Origin of the sequence: Levilactobacillus fuyuanensis, from assembly GCF_003946395.1 — a bacterium.
Lineage (GTDB): Bacteria > Bacillota > Bacilli > Lactobacillales > Lactobacillaceae > Levilactobacillus > Levilactobacillus fuyuanensis.
On the sequence record NZ_RHNZ01000012.1, the window covers coordinates 28464 to 50811 of the forward strand.

Consider the following 22348-nt stretch of genomic DNA (forward strand, 5'->3'; position numbering starts at 1 on the left):
GGCTGAAACATGAGAATGGTTGACATTATTGATAAGAAACGTAACGGTGGCGAATTGACCAAGGAAGAGATTCAAACTTTCGTGGACGGCGTTGTTTCCGGTGAAATTCCTGATTACCAAACCAGTGCCTTTTTGATGGCGACTTACTTCAAGGATATGACCGATGCAGAACGTTCTGAGCTGACGATGGCCATGATGAAGTCTGGGGACCATTTGGACTTATCAAGCATCGACGGCATCAAGGTCGACAAGCATTCAACCGGTGGGGTCGGCGATAAGACCAGTATCCCATTGGCACCAATCGTTGCTGCTCTGGGAATTCCCGTTCCAATGATCTCTGGCCGGGGCCTCGGGCACACGGGTGGCACATTGGATAAATTGGAAGCGATTCCAGGCTACCAAGTGGAAATCAGCGAAGCGGACTTTATCAAACAAGTTCAAAACGAAGGTTTAGCCATTGTTGGGGCAACCGGGAACATTGCGCCTGCTGATAAGAAAATTTACGCCTTGCGGGATGTGACCGACACGGTTGATTCTATTCCGTTGATTGCCAGCTCCATCATGAGTAAGAAGATTGCTTCTGGCACGGATGCACTGGTCATCGATGTGAAGACTGGTTCCGGGGCCTTCATGAAGACGCTGGACGATTCACGGGAACTCGCCAAGGCCTTGGTTGGTATCGGTAAAGGGGTCGGCATGAACTGCATGGCCATCATTTCCGATATGAATCAACCTTTGGGGAATGCCATTGGGAACGCCTTGGAAATCAAGGAATCCATTGATCTTCTGAAGGGTGAAGCGCCTGCCGACATTACCGACTTGGTACTGACGCTTGGCTCCTACATGGTTGTGATGTCTGGCAAGACCGACAGCATGGCGGAAGCACGTAAGATGTGTGAAGGCACGATTACGGATGGCTCTGCCCTGAAGAAATTCGGTGACATGGTTGCCGCCCAAGGCGGGGACCGGAGTGTTGTTGACCATCCAGAAATCATGCCACAGGCCAAATACAAGATTCCATTACCAGCCAAGACAGCCGGTGTGGTTAGTCGGGTTGAAGCTGACGAAATGGGTGTTGCCAGCATGTTACTTGGCGGTGGCCGGCAAAAGGCTGACGACAAGTTGGACTACGCCGTTGGGATCATGATGAGCAAGAAGGTCGGCGACAAGGTAGCCGCTGGCGACTCACTACTGACCATCTACAGCGACCGCGAAAACGTCGATGACATCAAGGATCTGTTATACGCCAACATTGAAATCAGTGACTCAGCCGAACCACTGACGCTGATTCATGAGACTGTGAGGTAGAGTGTGGAAGCAGGCGGTAGTTAGTGAGCATTAACGTCGCTAGGTTAAAAATCCCGGGTTTGGATTTTTGGCCTAGCGGGGTTAAGCGGAGCTGACTGCCTGCTGGAGCACGTTTCGGCAACGTGGCATGAAGGGCGAGCTTATCTAAATTCAGGAATAACAAGGGCTGAGCACCTTTCTTGGATTAACGCGATAGCTAACTTGGCACCACGCCTCGAACAGTTCCAAGTTTCTAAATCTCAGATTTTCCAGTCATGCATAACTTAACAACCACACACGTAACTGAGAAGCCAACTCCTGCGAGCTGGCTTCTTTTTTACGCCCTTATTTAGTACTAATGTATTTTTTCGAGAATCTGTCTCACTGAATAACCAAATAACGCAAATAATCGTTTTAATACACGAGTAATTAATAGGAAGAAAGGCCAACATTGCAAATACTTTGTCATCGAGATAAGTGAATGATGTTCTCAATATCAGCTGTGACGTCCTGAATAGGTTAAAAATCGGCAAAGCTTTGGTCGATTTCTTCAGGATAATTTAACGAAAACTTGGAAAAGAGTATAGTCAAGAAAACCAACAAATTTAAATTCACTGAAAACGGACAATATCAGTGACAGTACGGCTTTTTTTGGGTAAACTTTAGGTATCAGTAAAACCATTTGAACGTCAGGGGATGTTACCGCCATGCTGGACAATTTATTAGCGGTTATTCATGAAGAAAACTTATCAGAACAGCTTTATCACAGCCTTGTGGGATTAGAAGTTGAAGAACAGCGAATTGATCAGCATGGCCGTTTGAGTCGTCGTCCGCATCCCAGCAAATTTGGCTCACGGACTTTTCACCCATACTTCCAAACGGACTTCAGTGAAAGTCAGTTGGAGGTCATCACCGATCCCAATCCTAATATTGGGGGCACCCTGGATCAGTTGGATACCTTGCAAACGGTGGCTTACCGCACCCTCGAGGGGAATGACCGCATCTGGCCACTGAGTATGCCGCCCGTCATGGACGATAGCGACCTGCAATTTATTGCGGATCATTTCGATCGGCCAGCGATGAAGCCTTATCGGGAATACCTGGTCAAGAAGTATGGCCTGCAACATGGCTGTGTGACCGGGGTTCACGTGAACTACAGTATTCCCGATCCCGTGATTCACCGCCTCTTTAGTCACTATACTGACGAGTTTGAGTCGCTGGTGGCCTTCAAGAATGCCCTGTATTTCCGTATTGCTCAGAACTTCGTGCGGTACCAGTGGTTGTTGACGTACCTCTTTGGGGCTAGTCCAATTGCCGAGAAGGGATTCTTTGAAACGACGCCGCCAGAATTAGCCGATCCCGTCCGGAGTATTCGCAACAGTCGCTTTGGCTTCGTCAACCGGCCAGAGGAGCAGGTAACCTACGCCTCGTTGCCAGATCACTTGGCGCAATTGCAGCGGATGATCGATGCCGGAACGTATTTTTCGGCCCACGAATTCTATGGTCCGGTTCGTTTGAAGGGACGAGCTAATGCCCAGGATTTCCTAACCGGCGGGATTCAGTACCTGGAGCTCCGGGATTTTGACAACACATCGTTCACGCCCAATGGCGTCAGCCGGCATGCGTTGTACTTTTTGAAGATATTTATGATTTATCTGATGACTCAACCGTTACCCGCGGCCAATGTTCTAGAATTATTGGCAACGGGGCGGCAACGGAATCAAGCCGTTGCATTGGAACATCCTCTCGAAACTACGCAGTTTCAGGCTAACGGTCAGCGTATTTTCCGTGAAATGCGGGCGATGGCCGATCAACTGCAGGCCCACAATGAGCAGTGGGGTGCCATTGAGGATTTGGAAGAGGTGCTGATGCATCCCGAACTGACGCCGGCGGCCAAATTGTTGACGCACGTCAAGCAGGGGAGTCTGATGGCGTATGGTCAACGGGTTGCCAGAGAGTGGTATCACAAGCGGATTACCGCGGATCAACTGTTGCCGCAGATGCCACGCCTGGGTGAAGACACCCAGCGTCTGATCATGGTCGCTCTTCAATTGGGCGTGAAGTTCTATCAGGTTCGTGATGAGGATGGTGAGGATATGTTCATGTTTACCTTCGACGGCATCACGCAAGTCCTGCAAGAGCGGGATACGGTGGGCAAGGAACCGGAGGCGTTATTGCGGCAACTGTTCCCGGATCTGCCGGAGCGTCCTACACCATTAAATTATGGACAATCAAAATAAATTTAAAAAAAATTTGGAAATAAAATAGCAAATTTTAGCAATCTTATGAAAAATGTTTTCATTTTGAGATGCCAGTTATTACGCTATTAGTTGCACCTAAATGAGTCAACCACGGGTAACCGGGTTGGCTTTTTTTGACCGCTTTCTGAAAATGAATTGCTTCACAAGTTGGTAAATGGGCCTTGAAAGCCTTTTAACTTTATGATAATGTAAACGATGTCGCTAAACGTAAAACGGTTTACATACGATTTTTAGTCAATTAATTTGTCAAATAGAGCCGGACAACCGGTTGATTCGAGAATTAGTTGGAAAAGGGTTGCACGTGTACCAGTGATCAATTTAGTTAAAAAGGAGAAATATCTGATGAAAAAGACGACCGTTATTAATTCCGAATTATCTACGGTAATTGCCGGCATGGGCCACATGGACTGGTTAAGTATCGGTGATGCAGGGATGCCTGTTCCTATGGGGACTAAGAAAATTGACTTGGCCTTAACCAAGCAACTCCCAAGTTTCCAAGACGTATTGAAGAACATCTTGGCTGAACTTGAAGTTCAAAAGATTTACTTAGCCGATGAAATTAAGACGGAAAACCCAGAACAATTGGCTGCCATCAAGGAATTGTTGCCTAACGTCGAGATTGAATACATGCCTCACAGTCAGTTGAAGAAGGACTTAGCGCAAACGCACGCCTTCGTCCGGACTGGTGAAATGACGCCATTCTCTAATATCATTCTTGAATCAGGCGTAACGTTCTAATTTATCGTTTAGGCTTAATAAAACGTTTTACTTAACTTTAAATTCATTACAAAGGAGTCTTTACCATGCAAGCAAACGCAGTTGAATCAAAGCACGGTTGGACCCAGTTAGCTGATGGCTATCTGAGCAAAACCCCGCTTTTCCAATTTATCCTAGTGTCACTGATCTTCCCATTGTGGGGGACGGCCGCTAGTTTGAACGATATCTTAATCACCCAGTTCAAGACGGTCTTCATGTTGAACGATGCTGCTACGGCCTTCGTTCAAAGTGCCTTCTATGGTGGTTACTTCTTGATTGCCATTCCAGCCTCATTAATTATTAAAAAGAACAGTTATAAATTTGCTATTATGACCGGGCTAATCTTCTACATCGTGGGTTGTGGTTTATTCTTCCCAGCTTCTCACCTGGCAACTTACAGTATGTTCTTAGTCGCTATCTTCGCGATTGCTATCGGGTTGAGCTTCTTGGAAACGTCCTGTGATACTTACAGCTCAATGCTTGGACCGAAAGCCAACGCCACGATGCGGTTGAACTTCTCTCAAACCTTAGTGCCACTTGGTGACATCATGGGGATCGTCTTAGGGAAGTACCTGATCTTCGGTTCCGTTGATAACTTGGCTAACAAGATGAGCACGATGCACGGTGCCGCCCGGTTAGCTTACGGTGAAAAGATGCTGCAATTGACGTTGCGTCCTTACAAGTACATCTTGATTGTGCTGGTTGTGATGTTCATCATCTTTGCCTTATCACCAATGCCTCGCGCTAAGGCTACCAAGACGGTTGAGGGTTCTGACGAAGCCGTTGAAGACCGTCCTAGCTTGGGCGAAACGATCAAGTACCTGTCTCATAACAAGCGTTACATGAAGGGTGTATTAACCCAATTCTTCTACGCTGGTTTACAGACGACGGTTTGGTCCTTCACCATTCGTTTGGCCTTGAACTTGGATCACCACATTACCGATAGTGCAGCTTCAACCTTCATGATCTACAGCTACATTGCTTGGTTCGTGGGTAAGCTGGTCGCTAACGTCTTCATGAGCAAGTTCTCCATCACTGGTGTCTTGACTTGGTTCTCCCTGTTAGGGACGTTGTCATTAATCGTTACCTTTACGATTCCTAGCATGGTTGCCGTTTACACGGCTATCCTGACCAGCTTCTTCTTCGGTCCAGAATGGCCAACGATTTACACCCACACGTTGGATGCTATCGATGAAAAGCGTTACACGGAAACTGGTGGGGCCATCATCGTTATGGCTTTGATCGGTGGGGCCATTATCCCAGCCATCCAAGGTTTGGTTTCTGACTTCTCTGGTTCAATGCAGTTCTCATTCGTTGTCCCAACGCTTTGCTACGCATTGATCACGTTGTACTTCTTCATCGAACACCGTTTCGAAAAGAAGCACCCAGAAGAAATGCAAGAACACTAATTTTAAATTTATCAGTTAACATTAGCCAGTCGGTCCCTCTACCGACTGGCTTTTTTTATGCTTCAATGGGCCAAACCATTCGCCTACGGCTGCCAGAGATTCCGTCTGCTGTGGGGCCGTCTGCAGCCCAAGGGCGGGCTTCCGACTCGACTTGAAACCTCGCCAAGTTCAGCGAGTTTCCAAGTGCGTCCCGTGGGGTAAGACCCGGAAGAACATCGTGTCTAACGCCACTGACACAGCTGCCTCCATCTCTGTCCTCCTGCGGCTAAAGGTAGTGTGTCGAATTGAAGATAATATCGCCAATAACCAGCCAGTAGGTTCTGCATGTATTAGAAATAAGGCCCCATGTATGAATCAGAATTAACGTAAATTGACTGGATTGCTGAGTCCCACGGCTGAGTCGATTTTCACCACCCTCACGGCTTGGACTAGCGTTGAAACATTAAGATCCTTAACCTATCCTCATAGCTTCTTAGAGCACCGCAGCACCATCAATGAAGACAGTTTACGGTAGAGCAATTAAGGTAATCAAAAACCGCTAGTCATCGTCTCAATTGAGAATCATGACTAGCGGTTTGACTCGTTTTAACGTTATTCAACGCGGTTCTGGCGCCGACGTTGATGGATAAAGTAAATCGGTAAACCTATCAAGGTTAAGGCCAGTCCAGTGACGGCTAAGCCGATTTCCGTGACGAGGGTGGTGACGATAATGAAGATGCCACCAACGAGCGCTATCAGCGGGACAATGGGGAATCCGGGGACCTTGTATGGTCGTGCGAGCTCCGGTTCGCGTTTGCGCAGGATGAAGATGGCCACGAAGATGAGGCAGTTGAAGAGCCACATCACGAAGACCAACATGTCGGTCAGAATATCAAAGCTACCCATCAACATCATCAAGAGGGCAATCCCAAACTGAACGATGCCGGCGAAGTAGGGGACGTAGGTCCGACGTGATAGACGACCAAAGTATTTCGACAATGGTAGACTGTTCTCGGTTGCTAACGCATAAGGTACCCGCATCCCGGTCATGGTATAGCCGTTGATGGCGCCATAGACGGAGATCAGAATGCCGATGGTGACGAGCTTACCTCCGAATTGGCCGAAGAGCTTCATGGCCGCGTCGGCCGCAGCGTTCTGATTGCCGGCAATCATGTCTACTGGGAGTGTACGTAAGAATACCAAGTTAATCAGTGTATAGACCACGGTGATCAGGGCTAGACCCAACACGATTGCACGCGGCAAGTCGCGTTCGGGATGCTTCATTTCACCGGCGATATTCCCGATGTTGATCCAGCCATCGTAGGCAAACATCGTGGCAAGTAGGCTGGAAGCGAAGGCCCCACCGAAACCAATGTGATCACCAGTCGTGATGGGCCAGAATTGAATAGCGGTGTGTGCCGGGGCAAAGAGCCCGAAGACCACAATTACCACGATGGGGATTAATTTAAAGATCAGGGCAATCGACTGAACGCGACCACCAACCCGGGCACCGAGAAAGTTAAGCCCGGTGATGCTCAGACCGCAGATAATCGCGACGGGAAGCTTCCAGGCACTGTCCAAGTGAAAGAGATTCACGAACTGAACGCCGAAAATAATCGACAGCGCCGCAATGTTTGCTGGATAGTAGACCAACATCTGGGCCCAGCCCATCAGGAAGCCCACTGGTTTGCCGTAGGTGTACTCTAGATAGCGCATGGCGCCACCCGTTCGGGGAATGGCGGCAGCTAATTCTGCACTGGTCAAACCGGCACAGATGGTCAACAGGCCCCCAAGAATCCAGGCGACCAGGGTCATGTTAGCGGAATGGTTGGCGGCCACCACGCTAGCGGTCTTGAAGAAGACCCCTCCACCGATGACAGTTCCCATGACGGTGGCGAGGGCGGTAAACGTGCCGATTTCGCGGCGTAACTCCTTTGCCAAAATAAAGACTCCTTTTCCTCTCAAATGCTTAGATTTAACCATTATAGCACGGAACTTTAGGAATCGTATGGGATTGCGGGAGTTTTTTAGGGAGAAAATAGGCAATTATGAGAAGATGCAGTATTTTGTGAACTCAGCATCTGATGCGTTGGTGAAGAAGCCAGTAATCACCAAGCCCGTTGCCGATTAACGGCAGGCCAATCATCATTGGCGTGATGCGGAACAGGGTGAACATTAGCATGAGATGAATTACTTCCGATTGATCATTACTTAGGCTTTTTGCCAGTATGCCACAACGGCAATCCATAAGCAATATAGACCAGGGTATGAATTTTATTATAAGCGATTGTAAGTCGATACTTGAAAGGAGGATGGTCGTTGATATTTAAATAATTATTTTGAAATCGGCTCTTCCCAGTGTATCGGACGAACGAAAATGGTTGGCAATCCAATAGTTTGGATTGCCAACCATTTGCAGAAATAGACGTTAATTTATAACCTTTATTTTTGACCAATAAACGGATCAGTGGAAAGCCATGTTCAGTAGCAGGACAATCAGAATACCCACGACGGAAATTACGGTTTCCAACACGGTCCAGATACTCAGGGTCTGCTTTACCGTCAAATCGAAGTATTCTCTGAACATCCAGAACCCAGCATCGTTCACGTGAGAGGCGGCCAATGACCCAGCTCCAATAGCGAGCACCATTAATGCGGGATCAACGCCAGCTTGTGCCATCAGTGGCGCAACAATCCCAGCGGCAGTCAGTGCGGCCACGGTTGCGGAACCCAAGGCTACCCGGAGAACAACGGCGACCAGCCACCCCAGAATCAGTGGGGACATGTTGGAGTCGATGAAGATCTTAGCGACTTCCTTACCGACACCACCGTCGATCAGGACTTGCTTGAAGGCGCCACCACCCCCGATAACCAGAAGCAACATGGCAATCGACTTCACAGCGTTTTCGATGGATTCCATGATTTCTGAGGTCTTGCGGTTCCGGCCCCAACCCATGGTAAACATCGCTACCATTAGTGAGATCAGCATGGCAATTGCGGGGTCCCCAATCAGCGCGACGATTTGGTCGAGTAGGGAGGCATTCTTGGTGGGCGTTGCGCCACCGTCGACCGTCATCTTGTAGATGGTCGTGATGGCCATCAGGATTACGGGGAACAGAGATGTCAGCACGGAGAGCCCAAAGCTGGGTGATTCGGACGGTTTAAACGTCTTGATTTCACCCAGTGACGACAGGTTCCCCTTACGCTCGAAAGCGGCGGGGGCGTAACGTTGGGCCAGCTTGGTAAACATAGGCCCGGCAACAATGGCACACGGAATGGCGACGACTAACCCGAACAGCAGAACCTTCCCATCGTTAGCGTTCAAGATCGCCGCGATGGCAACAGGTGCTGGGTGAGGGGGCAGAAATCCGTGGGTCACGGACAGTGCAGCCGCCATGGAAATCCCTAAGTAAAGGATTGGCACATCGGCTTCAATAGCGATGGCAAAGACGATTGGGATCAACAGAACCATCCCAACTTCAAAGAAGAGCGCGATACCCAGAATAAATGAAGCGAGCATGATGGCCATTTGCAGGCGTTTCTTCCCGAATTTGTCAATCAACGTGGTAGCAATAACGTAGGCCCCACCGGCATCGGCGACTAACCGACCCAGCATGGCACCAAATCCGAAGACTAAGGAGAGTTCGCCAAGTTGGCTCCCAATCCCAGCCTCCACGGTCGTGGCAATTTTGGTTAAGTCCATCCCCAGCAGAATCGCTGTAAGAACGGAGGTCAAAATCAGGGAGACGAAAGTATTGATCTTAAACTTGATGATTAAAACCAATAAAAAAATGACCCCGATGACTAAAGCTATAAGTTCCATAAGGTAAGCCCTTTCATTTTTAGAATTTTGAAAAGCCGATGCATCAGCACCGGCTCTTCACTGTAAGCAAACATCATTGTAACCGATTCATCTTGAAATCGCCACAATAACGTTTCATAAATTTAATTGTATGTTAGCTTACTTTCTGAAAATTTCAGGGGCTTACTTATTTCTCTTTGGAAATATCAACATGTGTCCGTTGGTATTCGGCAATGTTCTTGTATTCAGATTGCAGTTGCCGACTCAGACGGATGTAGATTGGCACCAAGGCCCGGTAGGCACTGTAGGTGTCTGGGTTTGGATGGTGAACGTTAGCGACCCCGATGAAGTTCTTCACAACGGAGAGGTCGTCGATCATACCCAAGGCGTACATCCCTAGGGTTGCGGCACCCAAGGCAGTCCCTTCAGGACTCTCAGGAATCGTCACATCTTGTTCAAAGATGTCCGCCAACATTTGGCGCCAGAGAGCAGAACGGGCGAAACCACCAGTTGCTTGGATGCTAGAAGGCTTGCCGACAACTTCTTCCAGGGCCAACATGACCGTGTAGAGGTTGTAGACGATACCTTCGAGGGCAGCCCGCACCATGTGGGCCCGCGAGTGCGTCCGTGTCAGACCGAAGAAGGAACCACGCGCGTTGGCGTCCCAGATTGGGGCCCGTTCGCCACCCAGGAAGGGATGGAAGATCAGACCGTCGGAACCGGCTGGAATCTTTTCAGCAATCTCAGTTAAGAGGTCGTAAGAATCCACGTGCATCTGTTCTGCGGTCAACTTTTCTGGTGCGAAGAGTTGGTCACGAACCCAACGGAAGACGATCCCACCGTTGTTGACTGGCCCACCAACGACCCAGTGATCTTTGGACAGGTAGTAACAGAATACCCGGCCCTTAGGATCGATCTTGGGCTTGTCAGTAACGACCCGCACGGCACCGGAAGTCCCGATGGTTACGGCAACGACACCGGGATCGATGGCGTTAACCCCCAAGTTAGCCAGGGGACCATCGGAAGCCCCCATGACGAATGGCGTGTTGGCGTCCATACCGATAACGCCGGCGTAATCAGCCTTCATGCCGGTAATTTGATCAGTGGTATCAACCAGCTTTGGCAATTGGTCGCGGGTAATCCCGGCGACTTCCAAGGCTTGGTCGTCCCAGTCCATGTTGAAGATATTGAAGAGCCCCGTAGCGTTGGCAATGGAGTAGTCTTCTTGCAACACGCCAAATAACTTGTAGATGACGTATTCCTTGATACCCACGAACCAACGTGCTTGTTTGAAGAGGTCTGGTTGTTCATTGCGTAACCAGATCAACTTGCTCAGGGGGGTCATTGGGTGAATTGGCGTCCCAGTCTTTTCGTAAAGTTGCTTACCAACGCCGTTCTCACGGAGTTCATCAGCGTATTTTACGGCCCGGTTATCTGCCCAGGTAATGGCCCGCGTCAGTGGCTTGTGATTCTCATCTAGCAGAATCAAGCTGTGCATTGCTGCGGAGAAGGAGACACCGTGTAGGTCGCCGTTCTTCAAGTCTGCCTTCCGTAAGACGGTCGTCAAACCATCAATGATGGCGGAGAAGATTTCTTCTGGATCTTCTTCAGCCATGTCCGGTACATCCTGGTAGAGGGGATAAAGGTTGTTGGAGTAGCCCTGCATCTTACCCGTGGTATCATACAGAACGGTCTTAACGCTGGTCGTGCCAATATCGACCCCAATCATGTAGTCCATTGTGCTCTTCCTTTCGTGGTGCGATTATTAAATGAAAAAATCATCCTGCTTTGAACGATACCGCATCGTCCGTTAGAACGCAACGACAATGCTCGTGAAACACCAAGACACCTGTTAAACGGTAGCGTTCAGTGCGCAGATGTAAAATTTCCGCTTCGACTATTATATGAAAAGAAGTTTCACATTTCAAGTGAAATGTTGTAAAATGTTTACAAAAGGTAATCTTTTTGAAAATTATCGGAAGGGGGCGGCGACTATCGCACGCTCAACCATTGGAAAGATTCGGGGGACGTATGATCAGTTGTCTCGAACGGAAAAAAAGGTGGCCCAGTTGGCGTTGGATAACCCAGCCGTGGTCAGTGAAATGACGATTAAGGAATTAGCGAGTGCCACGGGGGTTTCGACCGCGACCATTTCCCGTTTCGTCAAGCGGATGGACTACTCGAACTATCGGGAATTTACGATGGCTCTGGCCCATACCGCAGCCGAGATGACGCCGCAACAGAATAGTTTTCCAGAATTAGCCGAGGGGGATTCACTTGCAACGATTGCGAACAAAACCTTTCGCTTTTCCATAAATTCTTTACGGGCAACAAACGAAGCGTTGAACGAGGATGATTTGGCGCGAGCTGTTATCAAAATTATCAATGCTAAGACGGTGGCTTTCTTTGGTTTGGGCGGCTCTGCTGTAGCGGCTCTCGATGGCTACCACAAGTTCTTGCGGACACCACTGAACGTGACTTACCATCCCGACTACGATATTCAACTGATGCAGGCGGCCCGAATGACGGCCCAGGACTGTGCGATTGTGATTTCTCACTCAGGTCGAAACCATGAGACCTTGGAGATTGTACGGGAGCTCAAACGTAACGGGGTGGCCATTATCGTCATTACCAGCTACAGCGGTTCCGAACTGGCTCAGGCAGCAGCGGTCACATTTCTCTCCCTCACGGATGAGGTCAAGTACCGTTCAGAGGGGATGTACTCGTTGATTTCGCAAATGACGATCCTCGACAGTCTTTTTATGATGACCGTCTTGCGCAGTTCTTCACGTACTAAACCCGTTTTGACCCGGGTCAGAGACGTTATCGAACAGACCCGTTACGATTCCTAGCAGTCATGGTATAATGGACGGCATACCTCCAATAGGGGGTGAATACCTGACGAAGGAGAATGGTGATTGACGGTGAAACGACGCGACTATCAACCCATATATGACAACACGTTTCGGCGCCGCCACCGGTATCGCCGCTGGTTTATCGTGTTGGCCTTAGTCCTGCTCATTCTTGGGGGCGGCTGGGGCTGGTTCCGATGGGACGCTCACCAGCGCGCTCAGGTGGCCAGCTATCCCGTTCGCGGGGTCACGGTCAATCAGGACAGTGGTTACCTAGACTTTCAGCAGTTGGCAAAGAGTGAAACGTTTGTCTACCTGCAAGCGACGTCGGGAGCGACCTATACCGACGATGACTTTAGCGATAATTATTCGCGGTCCCAAGGGGCAGACATTCAGGTTGGGGTGGCCCACACCTTTAGTTTCACCACTTCGGCACAACGCCAGTTCAATCACTTTAAAAGAACAGTTAAGAGAAATTCAGGAACCTTACCTATTATGGTAGCGGTTAGTTACTACGGTAAATATAACAGTAGCAATACGGAAATGGCAACAGAGGGGCAGAAACTCAAAACGTTGGTACAGCTGCTCAATAGCCAGTACCATCAGGGCGTAGTCATCTTTGCTAGCAAGTCCGTATTGACACAATTTGTAAGGCCAGTCTTGCCCAACCAGGACTATTGGACCGCCGGTGGTAAGCTGTCAGGGCATTCGCAACAGGTCAAGCTGATCGAATACGATGCCAACGGGAAGGTTACCCAGAATGGGCAGGATCTGCCGGTGGCTAAGTCGGTGTTCAATGGTACCCGCCGCGACTGGCACGCCTTTACCAAGTAAATTATCCTAAATTTCGGCTCTCAGTCGCCCCTGAAGATGCCGGGACGCTGTGGGCGGACGCTCAGAGCCAAAGAGCGGTCTCTGAGCTTGTCTTTGAACCGCAAAGAAGCGCGTTTCAAAGACACCAATTATCTAAGTGGCTATGTCGCCACTTAGATAATTCCCACGGCTGAGCATCTTCAGGGGCGACTTCCGCCTTAAACTGCAGGATAATTGCAAGACTTGGTGTTCTTGAAAATTAATATGTATTGAAACAGTAGTCAGCTTGGCTACTGTTTTTTATTTGCGTTAAACGGCAAAAACTTACTTAGCCGGAGGAGGGCAGGGGTGGCGCCAGCCGTGACAACGGTGTTAGACCGGGTGGTTGATTCTTCCCGGCCTTACTGCGTGGGACGTGTTTGGAAACTCGCCTGAATTTGGCGAGGTTTCAAACCGAGCTGGAAGCCCGTACTTTGGCTGCAAGCGGTCCCCATAGCGGCAGAACCCCTGCCAGCCGCAGGTGACAATTTTTATCCGATTTTACACAAATCAAACAAAAGCCGCAGCCTCCAAATCTGGGGCTACGGCTTCGTTAAGTATTTAACACACGACATGGGTACCAGTCTATGAAGGCTGATCTGTCGATGCCAGTGGTTTCATCGCGTAAGTACAATCGTCGGCTTCATCGAAAAAGGAAATTGGTTGGTGTTCGTTGGCGTGAATGGTTAAGTGATAGCCAAACTTATCCTGAAAGGTAAGCTGTTGGTCGTTGAGGTTCTTTACGGACACCTGTAGCTGATGGTTATCGATCTGCACGTCAAGATTAGGACTAATTTCTAACCGGTGACGTCGCTGGTTATGGGGGTCAACGAACTGCCACGTACCGACATAAAACAACGGCGACTCACTGGGCTGGGGCTTTTTCTTTCTACGTAATGAGAATCCACCTGTTAAACCAGCCACGAGTGAAACGCCAAATAATGCGAGTTCTCGACCTTTCACCGGTAATCCCTCCCTTGAATTATTAGTTACTCTCAATATAACATTTCTGGACAGAAAACTGGGGCTTTTTCTCCCAGATTTCAAAGAAAATTAATTCTATTGCTATGCCTAACGCGATGCGACTGTTAGAATAAAGTTAACGCTAGAAAATCGATGGAGGGATTGCAATGATTCGCATTGGAACTGTAGGGACGAACTGGATTACGCAACAATTGGTCGAGGCGGTAGCTTTATCGAAACGCTACACGCTGGCTGGGGTCTACTCCCGGCACCAAGAAACGGCGGACGCCTTCGCTCAGAAGAACCAGGCCGAGAAGAGCTATACCGATTATGAAACCATGTTAGACCAGGCCAACTTGAATGTGGTCTACATTGCGTCACCAAACAGCTTGCACTTTAAGCAAGCCATGGCTGCAATTGACCGGGATATTTCCATCATCGTTGAGAAGCCAGCCTTCAGTAACCGACGGGAAATGGCTGCAATCATGGCCGAACTCAAGCAGCATCCAGCCGTGAAATACTTTGAAGCGGCTCGGCACGTCCACACACCAAACTTCAAGGCCATCAGTAAGGCGCTCATGGCACTCCCAACTGTTCAAGGGGCCGCTTTGACTTACATGAAGTACTCCTCTCGTTACGATAAGGTTTTGGATGGTGAACAACCAAATGTCTTCACCAAGGAATTCTCCGGTGGGGCACTTCAAGACTTGGGGGTCTACCCAATTTACTTGGCCATCGCGTTGTTTGGCCAACCTGAACACGTGGCCTTTTTCCCAACGATCATTGCAACCGGTGCCGATGGTAAGGGCTTGGCAATGCTACGCTATGGTGACTTCGATGTGACCGTGAACTTCGGGAAGACCAGCAACTCTTACGCCTTATCCGAAATTTACGGGCTGAAGGAAACTATCACCATCGACAGTGCTGGCGAATTGACCCACGTTGAAGAACGTGATGCTAGTGGTAAGGCCACCGACTTGAGCTCTGCCGAATTGGCCAACCCAATGTTACCGGAAGCTGAGGACTTTGCCCGGATTCTGGAAGCACCAGATGATAAGCAGAACGTGGCCGATTACCAACGCTGGTTACAGTGGAGTTTGACGGTCAACCAAGTATTATTCGATCTGCGGGTCTCCGCTAACTTGAAGTTCCCAGCCGATCAACACTAAGAAAGAGGAAAATAAATGCTAAAACAATTCGAGGCTCATTTTAAAGACTTGGGCTACACTGAACCGACCGCAATTCAGACGGCAGTTTATGAGCCGCTAGCGGGAGACCAGAACGTCTTGGGCCTCGCGCCAACGGGTTCGGGGAAGACCGTGGCGTTTACGCTACCGGCCTTAGCCAACCTGTTACCCGGGGACGGCACCCAACTGATTGTGTTGGAACCCTCCCAGGAGCTGGCCATTCAGACCAGTCGGGTCATGCGTGATTGGGCCAAACTGTTGGATTTGAAGGTGGTTGCCCTGACCGGGGGGGCCAACGTCAAACGCCAAACGGAACGCTTGAAAAAACGGCCAGAAGTCATCGTCGGAACGCCGGGCCGGGTCTTGAATCTGGTCAGCGACCGGAAACTAAAGCTACACCTGGTTTCCCTACTGATCGTCGATGAGGCCGATGACCTGTTGACGGGGGATACTCTGGATACGGTGCGGTCAATCGCCCAGGACATGCCAGCCGATGTTCAATTGGGCTTCTTCTCCGCAACGGATACGCCAATTCTTCACGAACTCGAGCAATGGTTTGGACAGTCTGTGACCCGGATTGACGTCCGTCAGGAGGATAATACCCAGGGCGTCGTCCGGCATGGCCTTTTACAAGTCGGTATGGGTAAGCGTGACCAGATGCTGAAGCGGATGCTCGCGATGCCAAACTTCCGGGCATTGGTCTTCTTCAAACAAGCCAACACCTTACGGCAGACGGCAACGCGGTTCTATCATGAGCACATGTCTGCGGCGAGTCTGACCAGTGATCTTCGTCAGGTGCAACGGGAAAAGGCCTTGCAGGACTTCCGGTTAGGTCGGACACGCTTATTGTTGACGACGGATGTCGCGGCACGGGGGCTCGATATTCCTAAGCTGCCGGCCGTTATCAACTATGATCTGCCAACTTCCGTGAACGAATACGTTCACCGGGTTGGCCGGACGGGTCGGATGGGCGAACCGGGACAGGTTATCAGTCTCGGGGATGACCATGATTTACGGGACCTCAAGAAACTCTTGAAGGATACCGACTATGACTTGGTACCGCTGTACTTCAGTGGGCGAACATTGACGACTGAGAAACCAGTTGCGGTGACACCACAAGCAACGGCAGCAACCGCCAAGCCAAGTGCCGCTGCATCGGCCAAAACGCCTAAGGGTGCGGGTAAGCCAGCAGCCGCAGGTGAAAAGCCAACGGGCAAGGCCAGTGCCAATGCTCCGCGTGCCAAGCAGGAACCCAATCCTTCTAAGAAAAAGAAGCATAAGAACCGCCATACCAAGAATAAGGGTATGCGTAAAAAGTGGCGCGACCGCGATGCACAACAATCACAACAGTAATTAACCTTTTGAAATCAAATAATCCGTGGTAAACTTAAAAGCGGATTATTGATATTGTCCCTATAGCACAACAGGATAGGGCACTCGCCTCCTAAGCGAATGATCCCGGTTCGAGTCCGGGTGGGGACATATTAGAAAAGAGTGCGCCAGAAGGCGATTAGTCAGTGAGCATTAACGTCGCTAAGGTGAAAATCCCGGGTTTGGATTTTTGGCTTAGCGGGGTTAAGCGGAACTGACTGCCTTCTGGCGCACGTTTCAGCAACAGAGAGTCGGAGCACGTCGCTAAGTAAAAAATCCTGGGCTTGGATTATTTGCTTAGCGGGGTTAAGCGCAACCAGCTGCCTGGGGATGCACGTTTCAGCAATAGAGCGTTGGCGCACGGCAATAAGACGGGAATCCCGGGTTTGGATTTTTGGCTTAGCGGGGTTAAGCGGAACTGACTGCCTTCTGGCACACGTTTCAGCAATAGAGAATTACTGAAACCGATTAACAACCACAAGAAAAGAGCTAGGACAACGTCAACGAACGTTATCCTAGCTCTTTTGGTAATCTCTAATGTTCAGTTGACTTGGCTACTTCGAAGCATCAACCACCCATTTGCCGGTATCAGCAAGGCGATACCAGTTGTAGAGCGGTAAATTCTGACCACTATAGTTATACAGCCAATATTGATTGCGGTAGACCTGGGTCTTGGCCTTCAACATGACCTTGTTAGGCTGATTGGGCTTGACTGTCGAAATCAGTTTGTGACCGCTGCGCCACGTGTTGTAACGGTAAAGTCGGGTGTCATTAGTATTGACGTAATAATACTGATGCCGATAGATGACCTCGTAGACGCGCTTACTTGAAGTCTTCCGGGCATAGAATTTCTTACTGTTGCTGATGATTCGGCCAGTATCGGTGTCTTGAGTCTGTGCGTTCTGCTTAGTCTTGTAGAGTGCCATATACTCGTTGTTGCCGTACATATACGCTTGGGCATACGTTTTGTGAGAGAATGAATTGGATGGTGTGACAGAATAATGCCATGTTTTGGCGTCCGCATTGGTGGGCGTTAGGAGGAGTAAGGCCAATGAGGAGATAGTGAAGAGCAACAGCTTCTTTAAATGCAAAATAATGACCTCCTTTTAGGTTAATCATATCAAACTTATTACTATATATCATTATTATTTTTTAATTAATTCCTTTAGCAATGGTTTGTGAGGGTTCGAGTCCTGACCAGGCTATAAATAGTGTAACGGAATAACACGGTTGGCGAAGTCGCGGTCGCCGTTAATAAAAGCGCTTTACATTTAAAATTATTCGTGCCAGAATATAAGATAAGTTTTGTTATCACTAACGATAACGTAATATAAAATGTTATGAATTAGGTTGTCCCTATACATATAGAAGAAATAATTATTAAGAGAGCGGGTCATTTAACATGGGTGTTGGTTTTAAGTTATTACTACGAGCTATCTTTTGGTCAGCTCTGTCTTGGTACTTCTGGTTCTTCAGCGGTGCCCAAGCCTCTGGTGGGGTGGGGATCATTCAGAAAGTCTTTGCCGTATTCTCCACGGTGGCCGCAGCGTTCTACATTGTCATGTTCCTGATTGGCTGGATGAAGAGCTGGGGCATGTTTCAGGGGAAGGGTAACAAGAAAGATTAATCATGATTCCTGGGGAGGAAGCAGATGTTTCGTAAAGCCATGGGTGACGCCCGCAGTTGGTTAGCCTTGTCGTTGATTTTCGGGGTCCTTAAGGATTTGATTGGCCTGTTTCAGCACCGCAACTTGACGGTCGTCTGGTTATGGCGGTATCACGACTGGCGGGTCTGGGCCTTATTTGTGGGAATTCTAGTCGCATACTGGGTTATTTGGACGCTGATCTTCTGGGGCCTACGTGCACTCAAACAAGTGATGGGCCGTAACGACCCACCAGTTACTAAAAATTAAAACGGTATTGAACGGAAAGTTTCTAGTAATTTTCGCGTTTGGTACCGTTTTCCTTTATAATAAAGATATTCAAACAAGAGGAGGATTTTCGATGGAAAATTCAGAATCAATGAATCCTAAGAAATTTAGTCGAATTTTAGTTGGGGTAGACGATTCACCTGATGCACAGCTAGCCTTCCGCTACGCGATGAATCGGGCCAAGTTTGACGATTGTGAGCTGGTCATTTGTTCCGTGTTGGAATCGGATAACATGAATATTTACCAAGCCTTGAGCAAAAACTATGTGCACGGGCAACGGGCGGACTTACAGAAACACTTACAACAATATCAAAAATTAGCCGAACGTTTCGGCATTAATAAAGTCACCATTATTATCGGGGAAGGGGATCCCGGTGAAACCATCGTGAAGACAATTATTCCGGAAGTGCAACCAGATTTATTGGTCATTGGGTCATTGTCTCAGACTGGCGTTCGGAAGTATTTTGGGAGCCAGGCAGCCTACATGGCAAAATATTCTCCAGTTTCCGTAATGATTGTTCGATAGCGTCAGATAAGGCTTTAACCAACTGCATGTGAAAATAATATACAAGTAAGCCCTTGCATTGGGAAACTTTTTTTCATACAATGTACCTTATGCAAAATGATTCACCCAACTCCGACTGGGTGGGAGAATCTGAATCGAGCATAGGAAAAGAGAGAAAAGCATGCAGTTCGTCGTTTTATTATTGGGTATTTTACTGTTACTCTTTTTAATTATTAAAGTAAAATTGAATACCTTCGTTTCACTGATTGTCACGTCGATCTTAGTGGCATTAGGGTTGGGCATGAACCCAGCCAACATCGCCAACTCCATCAAGGACGGAATCGGTAGCTCCATGGGCGAACTGATTATCGTGTTTGGTTTCGGGGCCATGATTGGCCGGTTGGTTGCCGATGCCGGGGGTTCTTACCGGATCGCCCGGACCTTGATTAACGTGTTTGGAAAGAAACGCTTACAAGTGGCCATCGTAGTCGCTTCCTTCCTGATCGGGATTTCCTTACTTTTCGAAGTCGGGTTAGTTCTGGTTACGCCAATCGTCTTTGCGGTTGCGTTGGAAGCCGAAGTGCCATTCCTCTATCTGGGGATTTCCATGGCCGCGGCACTGTCCGCCACGCAAGGATTCTTGCCGCCACAACCATCACCTACGGCCGTTGCGACGGTCTTGGGCGCCAACATTGGTGAAATGTTGCTGATTGGGATCATCGTGGCGATTCCTTGTGTGATCGTTGCTGGTCCTATCTGGACGCGCGTGATTCGGCGGTTCAATCCAGACCTATTCGTCATCAAACGTTCTTTACCTGCCTTCGGGGAAGTTAAGGAATTTGATATCGACGAAACGCCTGGATTTGGTTTGTCCGTTGTAACGTCACTGTTCCCAGTTATTTTCATGGCTGCGGCGACGGTTTACCAGCTGTCAGTCGATGGTGGGGCAGCACCCAAGAATCCACACGGTCTCGATGCCATTGTGGCGATGTTGGGGAACCCCGTCATTGCCATGGTATTGGCCTTGCTGTTTGCCATTTGGTCCATGGGTTTCCACCGTCAACGAACGATGAAGGAAATCAGTGCGACCCTGGAAGATGCCATCAAGTCGATTGCCATGTTACTGATGGTTATTGCCGGGGGCTCTGCCTTTAAGGAAGTTCTGATCGATGGTGGGGTCGGGAAGGCCGTGCAACAATTAATGATGCACTCCAGCCTTTCCCCAATCCTGTTGGCTTGGTTGATCACGGTTATCTTGCGGATCTCTTTGGGTTCCGCTACGGTGGCCGGGATGACCGCCGCTGGGCTGGTCTTACCGTTGATGACCACGTTGAGTGCCGATCCCGTCATGGTCGCTCTGGCCATTGGTGCCGGGTCATTGGCCGCTTCACACGTGAACGACGCTGGATTCTGGATGTTCTCAGAATACTTTGATTTAAGTGTTAAGCAGACGTTCCAGGTTTGGACGACGTTGGAAACCGTTATTTCTGTCGTTGGTTTGGGCATGGTTATGCTGATGAACGCAATTATTAACTAGATTTGAAATGAGCCCCATCATCGGAAAATTCAGGTGATGGGGCTTTTACTTTGCAGAAGGTTATGGTCACCTACTGCGATGCACTGTTCTAGAACGGTAAGTTGAAGATAGACAGTATGCAGATTGAAAGATATAAGGATTCGATTGTCGCATGGGATCGAATGATTGTGGAGAGAGCGTCTAGATGAAAAATACACGATACATCATTTTTTCGAGCACACAGAAAAAGGGAACCAGTCCACGACTGATTCCCTTAAGCATTCTACTTTTCTTCACGAATGATGTACTTTGGCCGGTGCTTGGTTTCCAGGTAGATCTTACTGATGTACTGCCCCAGAATACCGAGACAGAACAGTTGAATTCCACCGATTGCCAAGAAGATAGCGACCATGGAAGGCCAGCCGGCAACGGAACCGCCAACGGTCAGGGCCCGAATGATCACGAAAATCAGGGCGACAATCGAGGCAAAAAACGACAAACTGCCGACCCACGTGGCTAACCGTAATGGCGCATTGGAGAAATCAATGATTCCCTCAATGGAATAGGCAAATAGTTGCCGCAGATTCCAATGCGTCGTGCCGGCCGCGCGGGGCTGACTCTCGTAGGTCAGGTAGGTCGTCTTGAAGCCGACCCAACTGAAGATACCCTTTGAGAAGCGATTGAATTCAGGTAGTGAGAGAACCGTATCCACAAATTGCCGGGTCATTAACCGGTAGTCGCGGGCGTTGGGCTCAATCCGCACGTCTGAGATCCAATTGATAATGCTGTAGAAACTCCGGGAGAGAAAGGCCCGAATGTGGCTCTGACCGCGACGTTCCTGTTGGATGGTTCCAACGCAGTCGTAGTCTCTGTTTTCAATCAGATCAACCATTTCTGGCAGGAGCTCTGGTGGATCTTGAAGGTCGACGTCCATCACGGCCACCATATCCCCGGTAGTGGCTTGTAACCCTGCGGCGAGCGCCGATTCCTTCCCAAAATTCCGGGAGAACGACCGAAAGTGGACGATCTCCGGATGATCTTGGTGTAATTGCTTCATTTCTTCTAAGGTGTGGTCGCTGGAACCATCATCCACAAATATATACTCCGGCGTTACCGTTGGAGTAGGGGTATTCATGGAATCGATCACCTTGCTAACGGTTCGGTAAAATAATGGAATAGACTCCTCCTCGTTATAGCAAGGAACGACCAGACTAAGCTTTTTCATCGCAGACATTCCTTTCACACAACGATACCATCTTACCTCAAATATTGGGGGCTTACCATTAAATTTTTCTTACAGGCAGAAGTCAATTCTGTCAGGGGAGATGACGGGCATGGGTCGAGGAAGACGTGTAAACTGCGGCACACAGGTCTTGCATCACTTTTTTGAGTGTTATTTCAAATAAATGGATGCCGAATTAGTCGGTTACAATGACTATTGTTTCACTAGATACGAAAAGGATTGTGATTGCCGCCATCTTCGGGTAAAGTCTTCTGTAACCCTTCAAATATTTCGACACAGGTCACTGTCGCTTATTAGTCTAGCCGATTGGATATGGAGAAGCTAGTTGTAGGTCTGAGATTGTTAATGTAACGATGGTTGGGCACTGCAAATATAAGGGTGAGACGCGATGGCTACAAATTAATGCGTCCAGTAACAAGTTTTCCTGCGGGATTC

The 22348-nt window shown here is 48.9% G+C and carries 18 protein-coding genes and 1 tRNA gene; 13 read left to right on the forward strand and 6 right to left on the reverse strand.

Features of this window, described 5'->3' with window-relative positions; genetic code table 11:
- Positions 1-9 precede the first annotated feature (9 nt).
- The 4 genes from EKM73_RS07685 (at position 10) to fucP (ending at position 5713) form a co-directional block, all read left to right on the forward strand.
- Positions 10-1308, forward strand: a complete 1299-nt coding sequence (locus EKM73_RS07685; protein WP_125701385.1) for a pyrimidine-nucleoside phosphorylase — start codon at positions 10-12, stop codon at positions 1306-1308.
- Between the two features lie 686 nt (positions 1309-1994).
- The gene (locus EKM73_RS07690) at positions 1995-3527 is read left to right on the forward strand and encodes a gamma-glutamylcysteine synthetase (protein ID WP_125701386.1); all 1533 of its coding nucleotides are present in this window, start codon (positions 1995-1997) and stop codon (positions 3525-3527) included.
- A gap of 363 nt (positions 3528-3890) precedes the next feature.
- Entirely contained in the window at positions 3891-4286 is a 396-nt protein-coding gene (gene rbsD, locus EKM73_RS07695) for a D-ribose pyranase (protein WP_020089555.1), read from the forward strand.
- A gap of 65 nt (positions 4287-4351) precedes the next feature.
- Positions 4352-5713, forward strand: coding sequence for an L-fucose:H+ symporter permease (gene fucP, locus EKM73_RS07700; RefSeq protein WP_125701387.1), 1362 nt, complete (start codon positions 4352-4354; stop codon positions 5711-5713).
- A 591-nt stretch (positions 5714-6304) separates the two neighbouring features.
- Here the strand turns inward: fucP and EKM73_RS07705 are convergent.
- The 3 genes from EKM73_RS07705 to gntK form a co-directional block, all read right to left on the reverse strand.
- Positions 6305-7636 (reverse strand): APC family permease, encoded by a 1332-nt coding sequence (locus tag EKM73_RS07705; RefSeq protein ID WP_225421344.1) that lies wholly within the window; start codon positions 7634-7636, stop codon positions 6305-6307.
- A gap of 520 nt (positions 7637-8156) precedes the next feature.
- Positions 8157-9515, reverse strand: a complete 1359-nt coding sequence (locus tag EKM73_RS07710; RefSeq protein WP_125701389.1) for a gluconate:H+ symporter — start codon at positions 9513-9515, stop codon at positions 8157-8159.
- Between the two features lie 166 nt (positions 9516-9681).
- Positions 9682-11232 (reverse strand): gluconokinase, encoded by a 1551-nt coding sequence (gntK, locus tag EKM73_RS07715; RefSeq protein WP_125701390.1) that lies wholly within the window; start codon positions 11230-11232, stop codon positions 9682-9684.
- A gap of 205 nt (positions 11233-11437) precedes the next feature.
- On the opposite strand from gntK, the gene EKM73_RS07720 reads away from it, so the two are divergent.
- Together EKM73_RS07720 and EKM73_RS07725 are read left to right on the forward strand one after the other, a co-directional pair.
- The gene (locus EKM73_RS07720) at positions 11438-12346 is read left to right on the forward strand and encodes a MurR/RpiR family transcriptional regulator (protein ID WP_125701391.1); all 909 of its coding nucleotides are present in this window, start codon (positions 11438-11440) and stop codon (positions 12344-12346) included.
- A gap of 72 nt (positions 12347-12418) precedes the next feature.
- A complete protein-coding gene (locus tag EKM73_RS07725) occupies positions 12419-13180 on the forward strand; it encodes a GH25 family lysozyme (protein ID WP_125701427.1) in 762 nt (253 codons plus the stop codon).
- Between the two features lie 603 nt (positions 13181-13783).
- Here the strand turns inward: EKM73_RS07725 and EKM73_RS07735 are convergent.
- Entirely contained in the window at positions 13784-14161 is a 378-nt protein-coding gene (locus tag EKM73_RS07735) for a DUF4828 domain-containing protein (RefSeq protein ID WP_125701392.1), read from the reverse strand.
- Between the two features lie 167 nt (positions 14162-14328).
- Between EKM73_RS07735 and EKM73_RS07740 the strand changes: the two genes are divergently transcribed.
- The 3 genes from EKM73_RS07740 (at position 14329) to EKM73_RS07750 (ending at position 16830) form a co-directional block, all read left to right on the forward strand.
- Positions 14329-15330: a Gfo/Idh/MocA family protein gene (locus EKM73_RS07740; RefSeq protein WP_125701393.1), complete on the forward strand. Its 1002-nt coding sequence runs from the start codon at positions 14329-14331 to the stop codon at positions 15328-15330.
- A gap of 15 nt (positions 15331-15345) precedes the next feature.
- Complete coding sequence (locus EKM73_RS07745; RefSeq protein ID WP_125701394.1) at positions 15346-16701, forward strand: DEAD/DEAH box helicase; 1356 nt, start codon at positions 15346-15348, stop codon at positions 16699-16701.
- A 56-nt stretch (positions 16702-16757) separates the two neighbouring features.
- Positions 16758-16830: transfer RNA gene (locus tag EKM73_RS07750), tRNA-Arg, on the forward strand.
- A 443-nt stretch (positions 16831-17273) separates the two neighbouring features.
- Here EKM73_RS07750 and EKM73_RS07755 read toward each other — a convergent pair.
- Positions 17274-17810 (reverse strand): hypothetical protein, encoded by a 537-nt coding sequence (locus tag EKM73_RS07755; RefSeq protein WP_125701395.1) that lies wholly within the window; start codon positions 17808-17810, stop codon positions 17274-17276.
- Positions 17811-18121: 311 nt separating this feature from the next.
- On the opposite strand from EKM73_RS07755, the gene EKM73_RS07760 reads away from it, so the two are divergent.
- The 4 genes from EKM73_RS07760 to EKM73_RS07775 all read left to right on the forward strand — a co-directional run bounded on the left by EKM73_RS07760 (position 18122) and on the right by EKM73_RS07775 (position 20691).
- A complete protein-coding gene (locus tag EKM73_RS07760) occupies positions 18122-18346 on the forward strand; it encodes a hypothetical protein (protein ID WP_125701396.1) in 225 nt (74 codons plus the stop codon).
- Between the two features lie 24 nt (positions 18347-18370).
- The gene (locus EKM73_RS07765; RefSeq protein ID WP_125701397.1) at positions 18371-18631 is read left to right on the forward strand and encodes a hypothetical protein; all 261 of its coding nucleotides are present in this window, start codon (positions 18371-18373) and stop codon (positions 18629-18631) included.
- Positions 18632-18722: 91 nt separating this feature from the next.
- On the forward strand, positions 18723-19175 hold the full coding sequence (locus EKM73_RS07770) for a universal stress protein (RefSeq protein WP_020090358.1): 453 nt from the start codon (positions 18723-18725) through the stop codon (positions 19173-19175).
- Between the two features lie 160 nt (positions 19176-19335).
- Complete coding sequence (locus tag EKM73_RS07775) at positions 19336-20691, forward strand: gluconate:H+ symporter (protein WP_125701398.1); 1356 nt, start codon at positions 19336-19338, stop codon at positions 20689-20691.
- A gap of 262 nt (positions 20692-20953) precedes the next feature.
- On the opposite strand, the gene EKM73_RS07780 is transcribed toward EKM73_RS07775, so the two are convergent.
- Positions 20954-21895 carry a glycosyltransferase family 2 protein gene (locus EKM73_RS07780; protein WP_125701399.1) on the reverse strand — a complete coding sequence of 314 codons (942 nt, stop codon included), beginning with the start codon at positions 21893-21895 and terminating at the stop codon, positions 20954-20956.
- Positions 21896-22348: the final 453 nt, after the last annotated feature.